This window comes from Patulibacter ginsengiterrae (assembly GCF_056269115.1).
This window is the reverse complement of record NZ_JBWDOG010000002.1, coordinates 447,606-465,882: the sequence shown is the minus strand read 5'-3', so window position 1 is coordinate 465,882 and position 18,277 is coordinate 447,606. Positions and strand designations below refer to the sequence as shown.

Here is an 18,277-nt window from a genome sequence, read left to right as displayed (position 1 = left end):
GGCTGGGGTCAGGTGCTCTTGAGCATGCCCCCGTCGACCACCAGCTCGATCCCCGTGGTGCTCGCGGAGCGCGGGGAGGCGAGCAGGACGACGGCGTCGGCGACCTCCTGCGGGTCGACCAGCCGCCCGGTCACGAGCTGCATCATCTGCGGCCCGACGCTGGTCAGGACGGTGTCGCGATCGCTGCCGGCGATCTCGGCGATGACGTCCGCGGCGCCGCCCGGGTCGGTCCACCACGGCGTCAGCGTCGGGCCGGGGCAGACCCCGTTGACGCGCACGCCCTGCGGGGCGAACTCCTCCGAGAGCGCCTTGGTCAGGTTGATCATCGCCGCCTTGGCCGCCGCGTAGTCGAGGTTCATCGTCGCCGGCTGGCGGCCGTTGACCGACGAGACGTTGACGATCGCTCCGCCGTCGCCCTCCAGCAGCAGCGGCAGCGCGGCGCGGCTGGTGCGGACGGCCGAGAACAGGTTGAGCTCGAAGACCGCCTGCCAGGCCTGGTCGCTGCGGCTGAGGAAGCCCGTGTGCGGCAGCGGCGCGCCCGGGGGTGGTCCGCCCGCGTTGTTGACCAGGACGTCGAGGCGACCGAAGGCCTCGATCGTGCGGGCGACGATCTCCGTCGGTGCCGCGGGATCCATCAGATCCGCGGGCACGTGGATCAGGTCGCCGTCGAGCGCGTCGAGCTCGGGCGAGCGCCGGCGAGAGCTGACGACGACGCGCGCGCCCTCCTCCAGCAGCGTGCGGACGACGGCCAGGCCGATGCCCTTCGAGCCACCGGTGACGACGGCCACGCGGCCGTGCAGTTCGAGGTCCATGTCTGTCTCCTTCGGGAACGTGCCCCGGCGGATGCCGGGGCTGCGAGGGGAGACGGTCGACCGCGACGGTCCGTGATATTTGCGGAGGCAATTACCTCCGCGGGTGGACTCAGTCCTCGTCGTCGGCCGCGGTGTAGGCCGCGGTGGTGCGGTCGGCGGCCTCCCGCGCGGCGGTCTCGTCGGTGCCGGCGGCGATGCTGGCGTCGCCCCAGCGGATGCTGCTGAGCGACATGAAGCGGCGGCCGTCGTCGGAGCCGAGCCAGGCGGCCGTCTCCTGCCCGTCGACCGGCGCGCCGGTGGTCAGCAGCAGGGTCAGGCCGAGCAGGGCCATGTCCCAGCCGACCCCGACCGCGCCGGGGCCGTACTCCGCCCACTGGGTGCCGCCGACCTTCGCGATGTGGGTCAGCTCGAGCTCGGTGCCGCCGTCGGGCGTGGGGCTGAGCCGGACCTCGATCCAGCTGAGGTCGTCGGCGAACTCCCAGGTCGCGTCGAAGGCGTGCGGCGGCTCGCAGCGTTCGATCGTGCCGCCGGCGTTGCCCTCGAGCTGGAACCGACCGCCGTGCCGCAGGTCGCCGCTGACGGGCAGGAACCACTGCGGGATCCGCTCGGCCTCGGTGCACGCCTTCCAGACGTCGTCGATCGGGGCGGCGTAGGTCTGGGTGAGGCCGACGGTGCGGCCCTTGCCGCTGGCGAGCTTGCGCTTGCCGACCTGCCGCCGAACGGCGTCGATCTGCTGGGGGACGTCGATCATCGGATCTCCTCGGGTTCGGTGCGGCGTCGACGGGTGGGCCACCCGAGGCTGGTCGGGCGACCCGGTCGGACCACCGCTCCGGCGGCCAGCGCCCGGCGGTGGTCCGGACCCCGATCAGCCTATGTGACGGCCTCGGGAACGGGCCGCGGCGAGCGGCCGTGGCGTCCCGGACGGCTGTCACGCTCGTCGGGTCCACCACCGAGGAACGACCATGAGCACCAAGACCTCCCTCGTCACCGGCGTCGACTTCGTCGCGCTGCCGACCAAGAACTTCGACGCCGCAGTTGCCTTCTACGGCGACGTGCTCGGCCTGCCCTGCACGGCCCGTTGGGGCGAGATGCCCGGCGCCGAGTTCGAGACCGGCAACCTCACGCTCGCGGTGATGGAGTCGGCCGCGTTCGGGCTCGAGTTCAGCCCGCACAGGCATCCGGTCGCGCTGCAGGTCGAGGACTTCGAGGCCGCACGGGCGGAGCTGGAGTCGCGCGGGGTGCGCTTTCTCAGCGATACGATCGACAGCGGCGTCTGCCACCAGACGTTCTTCGAGGACCCCGACGGCAACGTGCTGGGGATCCACCACCGCTACGCGCCGCGCCAGCCGGCGGCCTGAGTGGTGGGCGGCGCCCGACGGGCGGCGCGACCTCGACGCCCGAGCGACGGCCCGGCTCGCGATACTGCGGGCCATGGCCGTACGCCGGATCGTCCCCGACCTCCACGCCGCCGAGCCGGCCGACAGCCGCGCGTTCTACGTCGACGTGCTCGGGCTGGAGGTGGCGATGGACCACGGCTGGATCACCACCTTCGCCGCGCCGGGCAACCCGGCCGTCCAGCTCAGCGTGATGCGGGAGGACGCCAGCGCGGTCGCCTCGCCGGACGTCTCGATCGAGGTCGACGACGTCGATGCGGTCCACGCCACGGCCGTCCGGCTCGGCCATGAGATCGTGCACCCGCTGACCGACGAGCCGTGGGGCGTCCGCCGGTTCTTCGTCCGCGACCCCAGCGGTGCGTTGATCAACGTGCTCGGTCACCCGCCCGAGGCCGCGGACGACTGACTCAGGCGGGCGGGAGCCGCGTCTTGATGGTCTCGATCGGTGGCGCCGCACTTGGGCGGCGAGCGCCAGCCGTTCGGGCACGAGGTCGATCGCGAAGGCCGCGCGGGCTCCGGCGGTGGATCGGGATTGGCGCTCGCGCATACGGGGTACTCGGCCGGCATGCGCGTCGTGATCACGGGGGCCACCGGCAACGTCGGGAGCGCCCTGCTCCGGCGGCTGATCGTCGACCCGGCGATCGACGAGATCGTCGCCTTCGCCCGTCGCACGCCCGAGCATGACCGCGCCAAGGTCACCTGGGTCTCCGGCGACGTCCGCACCTACGACCTCGAGCGGCTCTTCGCCGGGGCGACCGCGGTCGTCAACCTCGTCTGGCGGATCCAGCCCTCGCGCGACCGCGACCTCACCCGCAGCGTCGACGTGGCCGGGACCGAGCGGGTGCTCGACGCAGTCGGCGCGGCGCGGGTCCCGACGCTCGTCCACGCCTCGTCGGTCGCCGCCTACGGGCCGGGAGCCGACGGGCCGGTCGACGAGAGCTGGCCGACGACGGGGATCCCGAGCTCGTTCTACTCGCGCGAGAAGGTCGCTGCCGAGGCCCTGGTCGACGCGTTCGAGGCGAGTCACAGCGGCATCCGGGTGGTGCGGCTGCGGCCAGCGATCATCTTCCAGCGCGACGCCGCACAGGAGATCCGACGGTACTTCCTCGGGCCGTTCTGGCCGAGCCCGCTGGTCCGGCCCGGCTGGCTGCCGATCGCCCCGGTCCCGCGCGCGATGCAGTTCCAGGTCGTGCACGCCAACGACGTCGCCGAGGCCTACCGGCTGGCGCTGCTCCGGCCCGACGCCCATGGCGCCTACAACGTCGCGGCCGACCCGATGATCACCCCGCGCCGGTTGGCGAGCCTGCTCGGCGGGCTGCCGCTCCCGATCCCGCAGAGCGTCCTGCGCGCGCTGGCCTCGGTCACCTGGCGGGCGCACCTGCAGCCGTCGCCGCCGGGCTGGGTCGACCTCGGCGTGCAGTCGCCGCTGATGGACACCTCGCGGCTGCGGGCACTCGGCTGGTCGCCGCGCCACGACGGGCCGGAGACGATGCGCGAGCTGCTGGTCGGCCTCCGCGACTGCTCCGGGGGCGGGACGCCGCCGCTGCGAGCCGACGCCGGGGGGCCGCTGCGGATCGACGAGCTGCGCTCGAAGGTCGGCGGCGACGTGCCGGGGCTCGATCGCTGACCCACCGGTCCGTCGGCGGGTGCGCTCCGGCTCGCGACGGAAGAGCGCGGTTCCGTGACGCGCCGCCCACCCGTTGCTACGGTGCCCCGCATGCCCCACCGACCCGAGCCGCGCGCGAACCCTGGGGCCGGGCCGACACCGCCGCTCCACCAGTGGTTCCCCGAGCTCCGCGCGAGCCTCCCGCACGTGTCGCTGGGGAGCGTGCCGACGCCGGTCCGTCCGCTCCCGGCGCTGACCGACGGGCCGGCGCCGCTCTGGCTCAAGGACGACGCCGAGTTCGGTACGGGAGGCTGGGGCGGCAACAAGGTCCGCAAGCTCGAGTGGCTGCTGCCCGAGGCGCGCCGGCGCGGAGCGCGGACGATCCTGACCTTCGGCGGCCTCGGAACGAACTGGGGTCTGGCGACCGCGCTCTACGGCCGTGAGCAGGGACTGCGGACGGCGCTGGCGCTGGTCGACCAGCCGCTCGACGATCACGTCCGCGCCCAGCTGGAGCGGCTGGAGGCGTCCGGCGCGACGCTCCACTTCACCCACACCAAGGGCCGCACGATCGCGGCGCTGCCGTGGTTGCTGGCCCGCCACGCGAGCGGCGGGCGGCCGCCCTACGTGCTGCCGGTCGGCGGCTCCTCGGCGGTCGGGGTCCTCGGCTATGTGAACATGGCGCTCGAGCTCGCCGAGCAGGTCCGTGGGGGAGCGCTGCCGGAGCCGTCGCACGTCGTCACCGCGATCGGCTCGGGCGGGACCGCGGCCGGACTGCTGCTGGGCCTGCGGCTGGCGCGACTGCGGACCACCGTCGTCGGGGTCGTGGTCAACGACGCGCTGCGGCTGGACGACCCGACGGTTCGGCGGATGGCCGTTGCCGCCGAGCGGCTGCTGCGTCGTCGCGGCGCCCGACTGCCGCCGCTGGACCTGCACAGCGGCGGGCTGGAGGTCGTTCGCGACTGGCTCGGCGCCGGCTACGGCCACCCGACCCCGGAGGGCGAGCGGGCGACCGAGCGCGCGACCGCCGACGGCCTCGCGCTCGATCCCGTCTACACCGCGAAGGCCGTCGCGGCGACGCTCGACGGCAACGCCGCCGGAGTCTTCGGGGAGGGGCCGGTCGTCGTCCTCCAGACCAACGGCCCGCGCTAGACGGCCGGGGCGGCGCGCCCGTGGAGGATTCCCGCGTGGGCTGTTCCGCGGCTGACCCGTTGCGCTGGGAGATCGTCGTGTGTACGGTGAACGGCGACAGCGTGTAGTCTGTACACGCTGATTCCGGCGTCCGGTGCTCACGGGGTTCGCGGGGGTCCGGTCGCGCACGACGGAAGGTCAGCTCCGATGTCCAGCACGGTCACCCGTCGCATCTTCGTCCCAGCCCGGAGCGCGCTCGGGGAGCTGGGCGACGTCTGCGTGCTGACAGGCAAGACGATCGTGTCGGCGGTTCGGCCCCCGTATTCGTACGGGGACGAGTTCGTCCAGCAGTTCCTGTTCGCGCTGCGTCTCTGCTGGTTCCCGCTGATGGTCTCGACCGTGGCGATCAGCTTCGGCACGCCAGGCTTGCAGGCGGCGAACTTCCTGGTCATGTTCGGGGCCGTGGATCGGCTCGGCGGGTTCTTCGTGCTGGCGTCGATCCGGGAATTCGCGCCGGTGGTGTCCTCGGTGATCCTGGTCGGCGTGGCCGGCACGGCGATCACCGCCGACCTCGGGGCGCGCAAGATCCGGGAGGAGCTCGACGCGCTGCAGGTGCTCGGCGTCGATCCGGTCAAGAGCCTGGTCGTCCCGCGCTTCCTGGCGCTGATGATCGTGACGGCGCTGTTCGACGTCTACGCGATGATCTTCGGGATCTTCGGCGGGGTGCTGGCGACGTTGATCAACGGTGCCCCGGTCGGGCCGTTCTGGTCGACCTTCTTCAGCAACGCCTCGGTCACCGACCTCTGGGCGTCGGTGCTCAAGTGCACGCTCTTCGGGGCGATCATCGCGGTCGTCTGCTCCTACAAGGGGATGACCGCGAAGGGTGGGGCGGAGGGGGTCGGCAGGGCGGTCAACCAGGCGGTCGTGATCGCGATGCTCGGGGTGTTCGTCTTCAACTACGCCTTCACGCAGACCCTGCTGGCCACCAATCCGGAGATCCTGGTCATCAAGTGAGCGCCGCGGCCTGGGGTCAGCGGGCCACTGGTCCGGCAGCGCCTCGCGCCGGACCGGTGTCCAGAGCAGCCGCCTCGGTGCTCAGCGGCTCGGGATCGGGCGGGATCTCCGTCTGGCGCGGTGCCCACCAGGCCCAGCGCCCGAGCACGCCGAGCAGCCCCGGGACGATGAACGCCCGCACGATCGTGGCGTCGATCAGGACCGCGGCGGCGGCGCCGAGGCCGAGCATCTTGATGAAGACGATCTCGCTGGTGACGTTGGCCCCGACCGCGACCGCGAACAGGACCGCGGCGGCGGTCACGATCCGGCCGGTCCGGGTCAGCCCGGCGACGATCGCCTCCTGCACGCTCGCGCCGGCCTCCAGCGCCTCGCGGACCCGGGCGAGCACGAAGACCCCGTAGTCGGTCGAGAGCCCGAACGCGATCGCCCCGATCACGACTGGCTGGGTCACCTCGAGCGCTCCCAGCGAGGTGAAGCCGAGCAGCCCTTCCAGCCGGCCGTCCTGGAAGACCAGCCGCAGGATCCCCAGCGTCGCCCCGAGCGTGAGCACGTTGAGCAGGACCGTCATCACCGGCAGCACGACCGAGCCGGTCATCGCGAACATCAGCAGCAGGGTCAGTCCGACGATGATCGCGGCGGCCAGCGGGACGCGGTCGCTGATCGCCGCCCGCACGTCGTGGGCCTGGGCCGCCGCCCCGGTGACCTGGCCGCCGTACGGGGCCACGGCCGCACGCAGGCGGGTGGCCAGTGCCTCCCCCTGGGGGCTGGTGGCCGCGGCGCTGCCGGCGACGGAGAGCGCGACCTGCTCGCCGCCGATCGCGCGTGGCGGGTCGACGGCGCGGACGCCCGGCAGCGCTCGCGCGGTCTCGCTCACGACCCGGGCGCGGTCGGCCCGCACGACCACCAGCGACGGCTCGACGGAGATCGCCGGGAACTCGGCCTGGACCGTCGCCGCGACCCGACTGGAGTCGGTGTGCGCGGGCAGCACGCGCCCGTCGATCGCGAACGTCTTCAGCCCGGTTCCGGCCCACGCGAGCCCGCCGGTCAGGAGGATCGCGACCAGCGCCACCCGCCCCGGGCGTCGCAGGACCCAGCGGGTCAGACGCTCCCAGTTGCGGGCGCCGTCGGCCGCCTCGCGGTCCCGTCCGCGGGCCAGCAGCTTCGGCGTGAAGGCGTCGATCCGCGGCCCGAGCCACCGCAGCAGCAGCGGCAGCAGCTGGGTCGCGACCGCGGCGGAGGCGAGCGCGACGATCGCCCCGCCGAGTCCGAGCGAGTAGAGCTGGCGCTGGGGGAAGACGAGCAGCGCGGCCAGTGCCGCGGCGACGGTCAGGGCGCTGAAGACGACGGTGTGGCCGGCCTCCTTGCGGGTCGCCGCGATCGCCTCGTCGACCGTCCCGCCGCGGGCCAGCTCCTCGCGGAAGCGGCTGACGATGAAGAGCGCGTAGTCGATCGCCAGCCCGAGCCCGAGCGCGGTCGTGAGGTTGATCGCGTAGACCGACAGCTCGAGCTGGTGGGACAGGATCCGGAGCACGAGGATCGTGAAGCCGATCGAGATCCCCGCCACCAGCAGCGGCAGCAGCGCGGCGACCAGCGAGCGGAAGACGAGGATGCTCAGCAGGAAGACCAGCGGCGCGGCCAGCAGCTCGGCGCGCTCGATGTCGGAGAAGACGATGTCGTTGGCCTCGGCGTTGGCCCGGGCGCTGCCCCCGACGGTCACGCCGGGGACGTCGGCGACCCGTTCGGCGATCTGCTCGGCGGCCAGCAGCCGTTCGCGGTCGGAGACGGCCGCGAGCGAGACCAGCACCAGCCGGGTACGGCCGTCCTCGGTCGCCAGCGGCGAGCGTCGTCCCAGGCCGGGCGTGACGGCGCGAACGTGGCGCTGGCCGCGGACCAGGCCGACGACCCTCTCGGTCCGGCGGGCGGACTCGGCCGCGGTCGCGCCGGTCGCGGTGATCACGACGCCCGGGGTCAGCTCGCTGCCGGTCCGTCGCTCGACCTCGGCCCGCAGCGCGATCGACGGGGAGTCCGGGTCGTCGGCGCTGTAGGGGAAGAACCGTCCCGCGCTGGACAGCCCGCCGACGATCAGGGCCACGACCGCGAGCAGCAGCAGCGCCCGCCGAACTCGGGGACTGCCGGTGAGGAGACGTGGATGCATCTCGGCGATATATAGCACGGATAGATTGCCGCGCTAGGCTGGCCCGATGCGACTCTCGGCGACGGCTCGCGCGATCCTCGGCGCGATCGGCCTCGGGGCCACCAGTGGCTACGAGGTCAAGCGCCTGATCGAGGACGCCGCGACCTTCTTCTGGAAGACGAGCTACGGCCGGATCTACCCCGAGCTCCAGCGGTTGGAGGGCGACGGGCTGCTGGCCAGCACCGACGATCCCCACGGCGGTCGGGCCCGGCGCCGCTACGCGCTCTCGGCCGAGGGACGCGACGCGCTGCACGACTGGTTGACGAGCGACGAGGAACCGACGTTCGAGCTGCGCGACGAGGGGCTGCTGATGCTGGCCTCGGCGGAGGGCTGCGATCCGGCGGTCTCGATCGCGATCCTCGAGCGGATGGCGCGGCGCCACGAGCAGGCCCTGCGCGACCTCGCCGCGGCCGAGCCGCTGGTCGCGCACCTGGCCAACGCCCACATGGTCTGGGAGGGCGGGGTCGAGCTGCACACGTTCTACCGCGACCTCTGCCACCGGACAATCGCGCGGCTGGAGGCGGCGACCGGCGGCACGGCCGCCTGAGCCTGGGTCGCCGCCCCGGACCGGAGTGGTCCTGCCGATCGGGTCCCGACTGGTCCTGGGCACGCCGGCGGCTCCGAACTAGGTTCGGGTGATGACCACCCGCTCGTTGACCGCTTCCCAGGCCAGGACACCGCTGCAGCGGGTCGTCGGCCTCGGGCTCGTCGCGCTCGCCGCCACCCAGCTGATCACCGCCGGCTGGATGCTCGTGGCGCCGGAGGGCTTCCACGCCTCCGTCGGCGCGTTCGGCCCCTACAACGTCCACTACCTTCGCGACGCGATGGCGCTGACCGCCGGCACCGGGGTCGCGCTGGCGCTGGCCGTGCGCTGGACGATCCTGCGACCAGGAGCCCTGATGGCCGCGACGGCCGCGATCACGTTCCACGCGATCAACCACTGGAACGACCTCGGCGCCGACGAGCCGGGCACCTACGCCGGGGTGATCGGCGCGGTCTCCCAGACCTCGCTGGCCGTGCTCTGCGCCCTGCTGACGTACGCCGCGATCACGGACCGGTCGGCATGAAGGTCCTCGTCGCGGGGGCGACCGGGGCGATCGGCCGGCCGCTGCTGACGCGGCTGCTGGCCGCCGGCCACGAGGTCGTGGCGACCACCCGCTCGCCGGAGCGGGCGGCGGCGCTGCGGGCCGGCGGGGCCGAGGGCGTGGTCTGCGACCTGCTCGACCCGGAGGCCGTCCGGACGGTCGTGCTCGCGGCCCGCCCGGAGGTCGTCGTCGACGAGCTGACGGCGCTCCCGGCCGAGTACGACATCCGGCGCAAGGACCTCTACGACGCCACCAACCGGATCCGGGAGGCCGGGACCGGCGCGTTGCTGGCGGCCGCGAGCGAAGCGGGCGTACGGCGCTACCTGCTGCAGTCGGTCGCGTTCTCCTACGCCCCGGAGGGCGGCTCGGTCAAGCACGAGTCGGCCCCGCTCTGGCTCGACGCGCCGGGCCCGCTGGCCGAGGCGCTGTGGATCCTCGCCGCGAACGAGCAGCAGGTCACCGGGGCCAGCGACCTCGAGGGCCTGGTCCTCCGCTACGGCTTCTTCTACGGGCCGGGGACCTACCTCAGCCCCGACGGCTCGATCGGCGACCAGGTGCGGAAGCGCCGGCTGCCACTGGTCGGGACGGGGGCGGGGGTGACCTCGTTCGTGCACGTCGACGACGCCGCCGCGGCGACCGTCGCGGCCCTGACCCGCGGTGGTCCGGGGAGCTACAACGTCGTCGACGACGAGCCGGCGCCGCTGCACGAGTGGCTGCCGGCGTTCGCGGTCGCAATCGGGGCGAAGCGGCCACTGCGGGTCCCGGCCTGGCTGGCGCGGCTGGTGGCGGGGCCGCTCGCGGTCGCGCTGTCGACCGAGCTGCGCGGGGCCGCGAACGCCCGTGCCCGCGAGGGGCTCGGCTGGGCACCGCTGCTGCCGAGCTGGCGCGACGGGTTCGCCGGGTACCTGGACCGCGATCCCGGCGGTCGGCCGGACGACCCGGCGCGGGACGCAGCGGCCTCCGGCCGGGGAATGTCGGCCTAGGAGCCCGTCGACGCGCGGCGGTCCCTCCTGATCGTGCTCGCGATGCCCCGCTCGTCGCGTCGCTCAGCCGCCGAGCGGCGAGGGCGGGATCTGGGGCTGCCCGTGGACCCCGTCGATCCGCAGCAGCAGCTGGTCGGGGAAGCACCACGACCAGCGCTCGCCCGGCTCGATCGAGCGGATGATCGGATGCTGCGCGCTCTCGGCGTGGGCGGTCGCGTGGCGTCCGGGGGAGTCGTCGCAGCAGCCGACGTGGCCGCACTCGAGGCAGATCCGCAGGTGCAGCCACTTGCCGCCGGTCGCCAGGCAGTCCTCGCAGCCGGCCACCGCCTCGGGCAGCTCCGTGATCCGGACGTGTTCGAGGTGGGTGCAGGTGGTGGCCATCGCTCGTCTCCTTGGCGGTCGGGACGCCGGTGCTGGCTGGCCACGACGCGGATGCGGCGGCCTCGACCCAGCGAACCACGTCCGCCGCCCGCGTTCAAGGGCGGTCCTCGACGGCCGGAGCGAGGTAGCCGCGCCGCTCGCCCTCGTCGATCAGGGTCTCGGTCGCGGCCCAGAGCGTCGGGGAGCCGTCGGCGATGATCCCGACGCGGGAGCGCAGCTTCTCGGCCGTGACGCTCTCGCGGACCCAGCTGCCGCCCTCGGCCATCCAGTTCAGCAGGACCGGCTGCATCCGGTCCATCGAGCGCGCGAAGCGGGCCTCCGGGGTGACGTGGGCCTCGAACTCGTCCCAGGCGTCGCGGAGGCGCTGGCCCTGCTCCTCCGGGAGCAGCGCGAACAGCCGGTCGGCCGCTGCGGCCTCGCGCTGCTCCTGTCCGACCGCGGCGGCGGGATCGTGGATCGAGGTGTCCCCGGCGTAGATCTCGACCAGGTCGTGGAGCACGACCAGCTCGATCACGCGGGCGCGGTCGATCGGCTCGTGGGCGTACTCGGCCAGCACGATCACCATCAGCGCCAGGTGCCACGAGTGCTCGGCGTCGTTCTCCCGCCGCTCGACCGCGGCGACCGGCGACTGGCGCAGGATCGCCTTCATCCGGTCGACCTCGACGACGAACTCCAGCTGCCGGCGGAGGTCGCCCGTCAGCGCTTCGGGCAGCGGGTTCGCGTCGATCAGCAGCGGCTCGCGGACGGGCATCGATCCAGCCTCGCAGGCGGACGGCGCCCGTGACGACAGCCGACCACCCGCGGATCTCCCGGGGCGCGCGGGGCGGCCAGTACGGTGGACGGCGTGTTGAGTGCGGTGACCTTCGACCTCGAGCTGTTCGGCGATCGGGCCGGGGCCGGCGGCGGGACGGCGTTCCTGGTCCTGGCCGCCTTCGTGCTCTCGTTCCTCGCGATCCGGACGAGCGCGCGGCTGACCCGCAGCGTCTCCTGGTGGCCGGGCGGGGTCGAGTCCTCGGGCGGCGTCCACCTGCACCACCTCGTCTGGGGCATCTGCCTGATGCTGCTCTCGGGCTTCCTCTCGTTCGCGGTGCCGCTGGAGACGCCCTGGTGGCACATCCTGGCGATCCTGTTCGGGATCGGCGCCGGATTCACGCTCGACGAGTTCGCGCTCTGGGTCTACCTGCGCGACGTCTACTGGAGTCCCGAGGGGCGGGCGTCGTTCGAGGCGGTGATCGTGGCCCTGGCCTTCGCCGCGCTCGTGGTGCTGGGCACCACCCCGTTCGGGCTCGACGACCCGGCCTCGATCGCGGGCACGGTCGTCGCCGTCGCGGTCGCGCTCGTGCTCTGCGCGATCTGCTTCGTCAAGGGCCGGCTGTTGCTCGGCGTGATCGGGATGTTCATCCCCGTGGTGGCGCTCTTCGGGGCGGTCCGGCTGGCCCAGCCGTCGTCGCTCTGGGCCCGGCGCCGCTACTCGGGTGAGCGGCTGGAGCGCGCGCAGGCCCGCTTCGCCCCGGACCGGCGGGAGGTCCGCTGGCAGCGCCGTCTCGCCGACCTGATCGCCGGGGCGCCGTCGGTCAAGGACGACGGCGGGTCGGACTCCTGACCGCTCACCGCGTCGTCGCGCTGCGGGCGACGGTCGCGCAGACGGCGTAGTCGGTCCCGGGGCTGAACGGCCAGCGCCAGAACGTCGTCCGCACGATCTCGGCGCCGAGCTCGGCGATCGCCACGCGCGGGTCCCCGCTGTAGGGCGTGTTCCCGCGGGCGGCGAGCTCGAGGGCGGCCTCGGGGTCGCGGCGGGCGGCGGTCAGCAGCTCGTCGATCGTGAACGGCTGCGGATGCCCGTCCCACCAGCCGAGCAGGTCGTGGACGTAGACGACGAGACCGTCGGGGGCGCTCGCGTGGAGCCGGGCTGCGACGGCGGTCGTCAGCGGCTGGCCGTAGCGGCGGAGGGTCGCCCCGATCGCCTTCCGCGGCAGGGCCGTGTCGCGCAGCGCCGGGTAGAGCAGCTGGGTCAGGAAGAGGTCGGCGACGACCACGTCGTAGGGGCCCGAATCGAGGGGGCCGCGGGGCAGGGCCGCCTCGTCGGAGCGATCGCGCGGACTGCCGATCGGGGCGACGTCGTCGGCCGGGTCACGGGGGTCGTCGATCGGCGCGACTCCGACGGTCGTCTCGAGGGCGTCCGCCGCGTCCCGGACCGCCCGCCGGACGATCGCATCGGCCGCGCCCTGGGTGACGTCCGTGACGACCGTGCGGACGTTGGCGTGGCCCGGCAAGCGCCGGACCGCGCCCGCCGCCGCGTCGCCGTCGATGTCGATCAGGTCGACGCGACCGGCACGCTGGGCCAGCCGCCCGAGCGGGACGTCATAGCCGTTGCCGGCGCCGACGACCGCCACCCGGGCGCCCGCCGCGACGTACGGGTCGAGCAGCCGCCAGAGCGAGCGCCGGGTCTCGCGCCAGCGCCGGGCGCGACCGTAGGGGACGGTCGCGTTGCGCGCGGCGTTGGCCGTGCGCGCCTCGTCGCTGGCGGCGTCCATCGGCGGATCATCGTCGACCGGCGCCGGCGGGAGTGCCGCGGGGTCTACTCGCAGACGCGCATCCGCGGGATCGCGAGCAGCGTCGTCCGCGAGCCCTCGGCGAAGCTGCCGAGGACGTCGCGGCCCCGACGCTTGACGGTCCCGAACGTCCCCTGGAACATGTCGACGTACTCCGACGAGGCCTGGAACCCGGCCCGCCGGTAGGCGGAGACCAGCTTGGCGGTGGTGGTCCCGACGGTCACGCCGTTCGCGGTGCGGACGCCGCCGGTGAAGGCGAGGTTGGTCAGCTTGCCGCCGCTGAACTCCGCCGTGCCCCGCAGTCCGCGTGGCGCCTTGGCCCCGGCCAGGCGGTACGTGATCGGGACCGGGCTGGCGAGCTCGCATCCGCGGGAGCGACCCGTCAGCCACCCGGTCCCGACCGCGGCTGTGCGCGTCATCCCGAGCCGGAGCGGGCCGACGCCGTCGAGCCGGAGCGGGGTCGTGCTCGCCGACGCGGCGGTCGCGGGCAGCACCAGGGCGGCGGCTACGACGAGCGGGAGGACGGTGCGCGGGGCCGGAGACATCGGCGCAGGCTATCCGCGGACGCGGCGACCGATCAGGCTTCGGGCTGGCGAAATACAATCGCCGCATGAGTGAATCCGTCCCGGTGTGCCCCGAGTGCGCGAGCGAGTACACCTACGAGCTGGGTGGGTTCCAGGTCTGTTCGATGTGCGCCCACGAGTGGTCCCCGGTGGCCGCCGCCGAGGCGGAGGCCGAGGCCGTGATCAAGGACGCCGTCGGCAACGTGCTGGCCAACGGTGACACCGTGACCGTGATCAAGAGCCTCAAGGTCAAGGGCAACCCGTCGCCGATCAAGGCGGGCACGAAGGTCCGCAACATCCGCCTCGTCAACGGCGTCGGCGACCACGACATCGACTGCAAGGTCGACGGCTTCGGCGCGATGCAGCTGAAGTCCAGCGTGGTCAAGAAGGCCTGAGCGGGGCTCCCTCGTCCGCGGCGTCGTCGGCCGCGGACGGCTCCGCGGCCGCACGGGCGGCGAGGCCCTCGACGATCAGCGCGACGGCCTTGGAGAGCAGGTCCGGCGGGACCATCTCGGCCCCGTGGAGCATGTGGTGGCCCCAGAGCCCGGTGGCGAGGCCGTCGAGCACCACGGCCAACTGCTGCGGCGGGACCGGGAGCGCCTGCGCGAACGGCTCGGTCTGCTCGGCGACGACGTCCTCGAGCGCGCCCAGCATCTCGGCGCTGCGGCTGGAGAAGCGGTCGCGGATCCCGGGGTCGCGGGCGGCCAGCGCCAGGAACTCGAGGTAGAGCGCGCGCCACTCGGTGTCGCCGGTCATCGCGGCCAGCGCCTCGTCGGCGGCGACCCGGGTCTGCCGCTCGGGGTCGTCGTCCCCGGCGAAGACGGCCTGCAGATCCCGGAGGTGCTGGGTGCAGCGCTGGTCGAGGAGCTCGAGGAAGAGCTCCTCCTTGTCGGCGAAGTTGTAGTAGACGGCGCCGCGCGTGCAGCCCGCGTCGTGGGCGATCGCATCGAGGCTGGCCGCGTGCAGACCGCGCTCGGCGAAGATCCGCGCGGCGGCGTGCAGGATCGCCGCGCGAGTCTCCCCGCGACGCTCGGCCTGGGATCTGGGCTTGCTTTTCATACGGTGATGTTCTTTTATACGGAGCTGTATGTTGACGCAAGGGCGGACCCAGAACGCGGCACTGCCTCCGGGGCCGCGGGCCCCGGCCGCGGTCAACATGGCGCGGCTGGCGATGCGCCCGATCGAGTCGCTGCTCGGATGGCACGCCCGTTACGGGGATGTCGTCACGGTACCGCTGTTGATCTTCGGAACCGGCGTCTACGTCTCCGACCCGAAGGCGATCCGCGAGCTGTTCGTCGGCGACCAGTCCGACCTGCACGCGGGGGAGGCGAACGCGCCGCTGTCGGTGATCCTCGGCCAGCGCTCGGTGCTCGTGCTCGACGGGCCCGAGCACCTCCGCCACCGCCGGCTGCTGCTGCCGCCGTTCAAGGGCTCCAGCCTGCAGGGGTACCGGGAGGTCATCCGCGAGGTCAGCGAGCGGGAGGTCGACCGCTGGCAGCCCGGCGAGCAGTTCGCGATGCGCGAGCGGATGCGGGCGCTGACCTTCGAGGTGATCGCGCGGATCGTCTTCGGCGTCACCGAGCCGGCCCGGATCGAACGCCTCCACCACGCACTGACGGCGGTCCTCGACGCGACCGCGATGCTGGCGATGCCGGAGGCGCTGCGGCGCGACCTCGGTCGCTTCAGCCCCTGGGGCCGCTTCCAGCGGCAGCTGGCCGAGGCTGACGCCCTCGTCTACGAGGAGATCGCCCGGCGGCGCCGCGAGGCCGAGCACGAGCAGCGCGACGACGTGCTCTCGCTGCTGCTCGCCGCCCGCGACGAGGACGGCGGCGCGTTCACCGACGTCGAGCTGCGCGACGAGCTGATGACGATGCTGCTCGCCGGCCACGAGACGACCGCGACCGGGCTCGCCTTCGCCTTCGACCTGCTGTTGCACAACCCGGCGGTCCTGGCCCGCCTGCAGGACGAGCTGGCGACCGACGACGGCGACGACGCCTACCTCGACGCCGTCGTCAGCGAGTCGCTGCGGCTGCGGCCGGTGCTCGACGCCGCCGAGCGGACGCTGAAGGCCCCGCGGGAGGTCGGTGGGCACCTGCTGCCCGCCGGGATCCGGGTCTACCCGAGCATCGCCGCGGTGCAGCGTCGGCCCGATCTCTATCCCGAGCCGGACGCCTTCCGTCCCGAGCGGTTCCTCGACGGGAAGGCCCCGTCGTACTCGTGGATCCCGTTCGGCGGCGGGATCCGCCGCTGCATCGGCGCGGCGCTCGCGGAGGCGGAGATGGCCGAGGTGCTGCGGGTCGTGGTCCCCCGCGTGCAGCTGCGGGCGCAGCGTCCGCAGCTCGATCCCGTCGTGATGCGCGGGATCACGCTGGTGCCGCGGCACGGCGCGCCGGTCGAGGTCGTCGCCCGGCGTCCGGCCGCGGGCCGGTCGGCCACGACGGCCGGGGCGAACGCGGCGACCGACGCGGCCGCTGCGGCGACCGCGGGCTGCCCGGTCGACCACGCCGCGGCGACCCGCTAGCGGGGGCGCGAGCTCGCGCCCCCGGCGGGCTAGCCGCGCGCCCGCTCGTCGCGCTGGCGGACCGCCGTCAACGCGAGGAACTCGTAGACGACGTTGGCGGCCGTCAGCGCGGTGACCTGCCCGGGGCCGTCGTAGGGCGGCGAGACCTCGACCAGGTCGAAGCCGACGAACGGCAGCCCGGCCAGCGAGCGCAGGAAGGCCAGCGCCTCGTGCGGGAGGATCCCGGCGACCTCGGGCGTCCCGGTCCCCGGGGCGAAGGCCGGATCGAGCACGTCGATGTCGAACGAGAGGAAGGTCGGGCGGCCGTCGGCGGCTCCCGTCCGGGCGCGGACGCGGCGGCCGTACTCCTTCGGGCTGAGCGCGCGGAGCTCCTCGGTCGTCAGGATCTCGAAGCCCCACGAGCGCGGCTCGTCGAGGTCGGAGGCGGCGTAGAGCGAGCCGCGCATGCCGGCCAGCAGCGAGCGCTCGGGGTCGATCAGGCCCTCCTCCAGCGCCCGCTTGAACGGCGTGCCGTGGAAGTAGCGCTCGCCGTAGTACTGCTCCCAGGTGTCGGCGTGGGCGTCGAGCAGGACCACGCCGACCGGACCGTGCTTGCGGGCCTGGGCGCGCAGCTCGCCGAGCACGATCGAGTGGTCGCCGCCGAGCACGATCGGGATCGCGCTGGCGTCGAGCACCGGGGCGAGCCCGTCCGCGATCTGGGTGGCCGTGCGCTCGGCGTTGCCCGGGGTCACGTCGAGGTCGCCGCCGTCGACGACCGAGAGCGTCGAGAAGACGTCGACCGCCAGCTGCGGGTGCCACGGGCGCAGCAGCTGGCTCTGGTCGCGGATCGCCGCCGGCCCGAACCGCGGCCCGGGCCGGTAGCTGGTGGCGGTGTCGAACGGGACGCCGATCACCGCGACGTCGGCGTGCGCCCAGTCGGTCTGGTGGGGGCAGCGCGCGAAGGTGCGGATGCCGGTGTAGCGCGGGGCGACCGAGGCGTCGGGCGGGCCGTAGTGCGGAGTCTGGGGCATGGGATCGAGGGTCGTTCGTCGGGGGATGGAAGCCGAGGTCGGTACGGGCGGGCGGGCACACGGGCGTCGCCCAGCACGCCACGACCCTACCGGTCAGATATAGGTTTGATGATCGTTGGTGCTTGGAGCGCGGGGTAGCATCGCGTCAGGCGGTGGTCGGCGAGTCGCCGTCGACGGCCGGCTCGGGGGTCGCCTCGGCCTCGCTGTCGACGGCGGAGGAGTCGGCCCAGGCGTGGGGAGCCAGCTGCTCGACCCAGACGGCCTGGGCGGGGACCTCGCCGGGGTTCTCCCACGCGTAGGGGGTCGCCGGGGGCAGCAGGATCGAGTCGCCCTGCCCGACGGCGATCGGCTCCTGCGCGACCGTGAACCGCAGCTCGCCGACCAGGACGAGGGCGAAGGTCTCGCCGGGGCGCGAGTAGGCGCCGCCGCTGGTCTCGCCGGGTGGGACCGTCAGCATCGCCGGCTCGAGGCTGTGGCCGGGGACGGCCAGCTCCTCCCAGACGACGCCGCCGCTGAAGAGTCCGCGGGCTCGCTCGTCGCGGCGCACGACCTTGGTGTCGCGGGCCCGGAAGCGGGCGAGTCCGCTCATCGGGATCAGGAACGCGTCGGCGATCCGGGCCACGATCTGGGTCGAGACGCCGGTCTCGCCGCGCTCGACCGACGAGAGGAACGAGGGCGAGATCCCGATCCGCGCGGCCGCCTGCTTGACGGTCAGGCCGCGTTCGCGGCGGGCCTTGCGGATCGTCGCGCCGTCCCAGCGGGCGGCGGCGCCCTCGCCGGTGCGCAGATCGGTCGCGCTGCCGCCGAGCGCGGTCCGGATCGCGGCGGGGTTCCAGCCCTGGCCGCGGCGCAGCTCGGCGATCTGGCGGGCGCGCTCGAGGTGCTCCTGCGTGTAGAGCCGCTGGGCACCCTTGCTGCGGTCGGGCACGAGCAGGTCCTGGGCCTCCCAGACGCGCAGCGTCTGGGCGCTGACCCCGACCTCGGCCGCGACCTCGCCGATCGTGAGGAAGGTCTGCCCGTCGCGCTCGCGCATG

Annotated in this window: 21 protein-coding genes; 11 read left to right on the top strand and 10 right to left on the bottom strand. The window is 73.8% G+C overall.

The features are described 5' to 3' along the window. Window positions 1-8: 8 nt before the first annotated feature. Both ACVUH9_RS05620 and ACVUH9_RS05615 read right to left on the bottom strand, forming a co-directional pair. On the bottom strand, window positions 9-812 hold the full coding sequence (locus tag ACVUH9_RS05620; protein WP_475754770.1) for an SDR family NAD(P)-dependent oxidoreductase: 804 nt from the start codon (window positions 810-812) through the stop codon (window positions 9-11). 109 nt (window positions 813-921) lie between these two features. Next, window positions 922-1,563 (bottom strand): SRPBCC family protein, encoded by a 642-nt coding sequence (locus ACVUH9_RS05615; protein WP_475754768.1) that lies wholly within the window; start codon window positions 1,561-1,563, stop codon window positions 922-924. 211 nt (window positions 1,564-1,774) lie between these two features. On the opposite strand from ACVUH9_RS05615, the gene ACVUH9_RS05610 reads away from it, so the two are divergent. The 5 genes from ACVUH9_RS05610 to ACVUH9_RS05590 all read left to right on the top strand — a co-directional run bounded on the left by ACVUH9_RS05610 (window position 1,775) and on the right by ACVUH9_RS05590 (window position 5,954). Beyond that, the gene (locus ACVUH9_RS05610) at window positions 1,775-2,170 is read left to right on the top strand and encodes a VOC family protein (protein ID WP_475754767.1); all 396 of its coding nucleotides are present in this window, start codon (window positions 1,775-1,777) and stop codon (window positions 2,168-2,170) included. 73 nt (window positions 2,171-2,243) lie between these two features. Next, window positions 2,244-2,612, top strand: a complete 369-nt coding sequence (locus tag ACVUH9_RS05605) for a VOC family protein (RefSeq protein ID WP_475754765.1) — start codon at window positions 2,244-2,246, stop codon at window positions 2,610-2,612. 39 nt (window positions 2,613-2,651) lie between these two features. Then, on the top strand, window positions 2,652-3,833 hold the full coding sequence (locus ACVUH9_RS05600; protein ID WP_475754763.1) for an NAD-dependent epimerase/dehydratase family protein: 1,182 nt from the start codon (window positions 2,652-2,654) through the stop codon (window positions 3,831-3,833). 90 nt (window positions 3,834-3,923) lie between these two features. Continuing rightward, complete coding sequence (locus ACVUH9_RS05595) at window positions 3,924-4,961, top strand: 1-aminocyclopropane-1-carboxylate deaminase/D-cysteine desulfhydrase (protein ID WP_475754761.1); 1,038 nt, start codon at window positions 3,924-3,926, stop codon at window positions 4,959-4,961. A gap of 186 nt (window positions 4,962-5,147) precedes the next feature. Beyond that, complete coding sequence (locus tag ACVUH9_RS05590) at window positions 5,148-5,954, top strand: MlaE family ABC transporter permease (protein ID WP_475754759.1); 807 nt, start codon at window positions 5,148-5,150, stop codon at window positions 5,952-5,954. Window positions 5,955-5,970: 16 nt separating this feature from the next. Here ACVUH9_RS05590 and ACVUH9_RS05585 read toward each other — a convergent pair whose 3' ends face one another. After that, entirely contained in the window at window positions 5,971-8,109 is a 2,139-nt protein-coding gene (locus ACVUH9_RS05585) for an MMPL family transporter (RefSeq protein ID WP_475754757.1), read from the bottom strand. Between the two features lie 46 nt (window positions 8,110-8,155). On the opposite strand from ACVUH9_RS05585, the gene ACVUH9_RS05580 reads away from it, so the two are divergent. The 3 genes from ACVUH9_RS05580 (at window position 8,156) to ACVUH9_RS05570 (ending at window position 10,216) form a co-directional block, all read left to right on the top strand. Beyond that, window positions 8,156-8,695 (top strand): PadR family transcriptional regulator, encoded by a 540-nt coding sequence (locus ACVUH9_RS05580; protein ID WP_475754755.1) that lies wholly within the window; start codon window positions 8,156-8,158, stop codon window positions 8,693-8,695. A gap of 91 nt (window positions 8,696-8,786) precedes the next feature. Next, window positions 8,787-9,215 carry a hypothetical protein gene (locus ACVUH9_RS05575; RefSeq protein ID WP_475754753.1) on the top strand — a complete coding sequence of 143 codons (429 nt, stop codon included), beginning with the start codon at window positions 8,787-8,789 and terminating at the stop codon, window positions 9,213-9,215. Beyond that, on the top strand, window positions 9,212-10,216 hold the full coding sequence (locus ACVUH9_RS05570) for an NAD-dependent epimerase/dehydratase family protein (RefSeq protein ID WP_475754751.1): 1,005 nt from the start codon (window positions 9,212-9,214) through the stop codon (window positions 10,214-10,216). Before ACVUH9_RS05575 ends, ACVUH9_RS05570 begins: the two co-directional genes overlap by 4 nt. 63 nt (window positions 10,217-10,279) lie before the next feature. Here the strand turns inward: ACVUH9_RS05570 and ACVUH9_RS05565 are convergent, their stop codons facing one another. Beyond that, on the bottom strand, window positions 10,280-10,597 hold the full coding sequence (locus ACVUH9_RS05565) for a UBP-type zinc finger domain-containing protein (protein WP_475754750.1): 318 nt from the start codon (window positions 10,595-10,597) through the stop codon (window positions 10,280-10,282). A 94-nt stretch (window positions 10,598-10,691) separates the two neighbouring features. Next, on the bottom strand, window positions 10,692-11,348 hold the full coding sequence (locus ACVUH9_RS05560; RefSeq protein WP_475754748.1) for an HD domain-containing protein: 657 nt from the start codon (window positions 11,346-11,348) through the stop codon (window positions 10,692-10,694). 93 nt (window positions 11,349-11,441) lie between these two features. Here ACVUH9_RS05560 and ACVUH9_RS05555 point away from each other — a divergent pair, with 93 nt between their 5' ends. Next, window positions 11,442-12,200, top strand: coding sequence for a hypothetical protein (locus tag ACVUH9_RS05555; protein ID WP_475754746.1), 759 nt, complete (start codon window positions 11,442-11,444; stop codon window positions 12,198-12,200). A gap of 4 nt (window positions 12,201-12,204) precedes the next feature. Here ACVUH9_RS05555 and ACVUH9_RS05550 read toward each other — a convergent pair whose 3' ends face one another. Both ACVUH9_RS05550 and ACVUH9_RS05545 read right to left on the bottom strand, forming a co-directional pair. Next, a complete protein-coding gene (locus ACVUH9_RS05550; protein ID WP_475754744.1) occupies window positions 12,205-13,131 on the bottom strand; it encodes a hypothetical protein in 927 nt (308 codons plus the stop codon). Between the two features lie 44 nt (window positions 13,132-13,175). Next, complete coding sequence (locus ACVUH9_RS05545) at window positions 13,176-13,694, bottom strand: hypothetical protein (RefSeq protein ID WP_475754742.1); 519 nt, start codon at window positions 13,692-13,694, stop codon at window positions 13,176-13,178. Between the two features lie 65 nt (window positions 13,695-13,759). Between ACVUH9_RS05545 and ACVUH9_RS05540 the strand changes: the two genes are divergently transcribed. Beyond that, entirely contained in the window at window positions 13,760-14,107 is a 348-nt protein-coding gene (locus tag ACVUH9_RS05540) for a zinc ribbon domain-containing protein YjdM (protein WP_475754740.1), read from the top strand. Here ACVUH9_RS05540 and ACVUH9_RS05535 read toward each other — a convergent pair. Beyond that, window positions 14,094-14,771 (bottom strand): TetR/AcrR family transcriptional regulator, encoded by a 678-nt coding sequence (locus tag ACVUH9_RS05535; protein ID WP_475754738.1) that lies wholly within the window; start codon window positions 14,769-14,771, stop codon window positions 14,094-14,096. The two genes, ACVUH9_RS05540 and ACVUH9_RS05535, sit on opposite strands and share 14 nt — an antisense overlap. A 28-nt stretch (window positions 14,772-14,799) precedes the next feature. On the opposite strand from ACVUH9_RS05535, the gene ACVUH9_RS05530 reads away from it, so the two are divergent. Next, entirely contained in the window at window positions 14,800-16,233 is a 1,434-nt protein-coding gene (locus ACVUH9_RS05530; RefSeq protein ID WP_475754736.1) for a cytochrome P450, read from the top strand. Between the two features lie 29 nt (window positions 16,234-16,262). Here the strand turns inward: ACVUH9_RS05530 and speB are convergent, their stop codons facing one another. Both speB and ACVUH9_RS05520 read right to left on the bottom strand, forming a co-directional pair. Further along, window positions 16,263-17,243, bottom strand: coding sequence for an agmatinase (gene speB, locus ACVUH9_RS05525; RefSeq protein ID WP_475754734.1), 981 nt, complete (start codon window positions 17,241-17,243; stop codon window positions 16,263-16,265). A 145-nt stretch (window positions 17,244-17,388) separates the two neighbouring features. Next, a complete protein-coding gene (locus tag ACVUH9_RS05520; protein WP_475754732.1) occupies window positions 17,389-18,276 on the bottom strand; it encodes a MerR family transcriptional regulator in 888 nt (295 codons plus the stop codon). Window position 18,277: the final 1 nt, after the last annotated feature.

Bases quoted from the DNA above. Each gene is read 5' to 3' on its own strand.
- ACVUH9_RS05620 (WP_475754770.1), bottom strand. From the start codon at position 812: ATGGACCTCGAACTGCACGGCCGCGTGGCCGTCGTCACCGGTGGCTCG.
- ACVUH9_RS05615 (WP_475754768.1), bottom strand. From the start codon at position 1,563: ATGATCGACGTCCCCCAGCAGATCGACGCCGTTCGGCGGCAGGTCGGC.
- ACVUH9_RS05610 (WP_475754767.1), top strand. From the start codon at position 1,775: ATGAGCACCAAGACCTCCCTCGTCACCGGCGTCGACTTCGTCGCGCTG.
- ACVUH9_RS05605 (WP_475754765.1), top strand. From the start codon at position 2,244: ATGGCCGTACGCCGGATCGTCCCCGACCTCCACGCCGCCGAGCCGGCC.
- ACVUH9_RS05595 (WP_475754761.1), top strand. From the start codon at position 3,924: ATGCCCCACCGACCCGAGCCGCGCGCGAACCCTGGGGCCGGGCCGACA.
- ACVUH9_RS05590 (WP_475754759.1), top strand. From the start codon at position 5,148: ATGTCCAGCACGGTCACCCGTCGCATCTTCGTCCCAGCCCGGAGCGCG.
- ACVUH9_RS05585 (WP_475754757.1), bottom strand. From the start codon at position 8,109: ATGCATCCACGTCTCCTCACCGGCAGTCCCCGAGTTCGGCGGGCGCTG.
- ACVUH9_RS05580 (WP_475754755.1), top strand. From the start codon at position 8,156: ATGCGACTCTCGGCGACGGCTCGCGCGATCCTCGGCGCGATCGGCCTC.
- ACVUH9_RS05575 (WP_475754753.1), top strand. From the start codon at position 8,787: ATGACCACCCGCTCGTTGACCGCTTCCCAGGCCAGGACACCGCTGCAG.
- ACVUH9_RS05570 (WP_475754751.1), top strand. From the start codon at position 9,212: ATGAAGGTCCTCGTCGCGGGGGCGACCGGGGCGATCGGCCGGCCGCTG.
- ACVUH9_RS05565 (WP_475754750.1), bottom strand. From the start codon at position 10,597: ATGGCCACCACCTGCACCCACCTCGAACACGTCCGGATCACGGAGCTG.
- ACVUH9_RS05560 (WP_475754748.1), bottom strand. From the start codon at position 11,348: ATGCCCGTCCGCGAGCCGCTGCTGATCGACGCGAACCCGCTGCCCGAA.
- ACVUH9_RS05550 (WP_475754744.1), bottom strand. From the start codon at position 13,131: ATGGACGCCGCCAGCGACGAGGCGCGCACGGCCAACGCCGCGCGCAAC.
- ACVUH9_RS05545 (WP_475754742.1), bottom strand. From the start codon at position 13,694: ATGTCTCCGGCCCCGCGCACCGTCCTCCCGCTCGTCGTAGCCGCCGCC.
- ACVUH9_RS05540 (WP_475754740.1), top strand. From the start codon at position 13,760: ATGAGTGAATCCGTCCCGGTGTGCCCCGAGTGCGCGAGCGAGTACACC.
- ACVUH9_RS05535 (WP_475754738.1), bottom strand. From the start codon at position 14,771: ATGAAAAGCAAGCCCAGATCCCAGGCCGAGCGTCGCGGGGAGACTCGC.
- ACVUH9_RS05530 (WP_475754736.1), top strand. From the start codon at position 14,800: ATGTTGACGCAAGGGCGGACCCAGAACGCGGCACTGCCTCCGGGGCCG.
- speB (WP_475754734.1), bottom strand. From the start codon at position 17,243: ATGCCCCAGACTCCGCACTACGGCCCGCCCGACGCCTCGGTCGCCCCG.
- ACVUH9_RS05520 (WP_475754732.1), bottom strand. From the start codon at position 18,276: ATGCGCGAGCGCGACGGGCAGACCTTCCTCACGATCGGCGAGGTCGCG.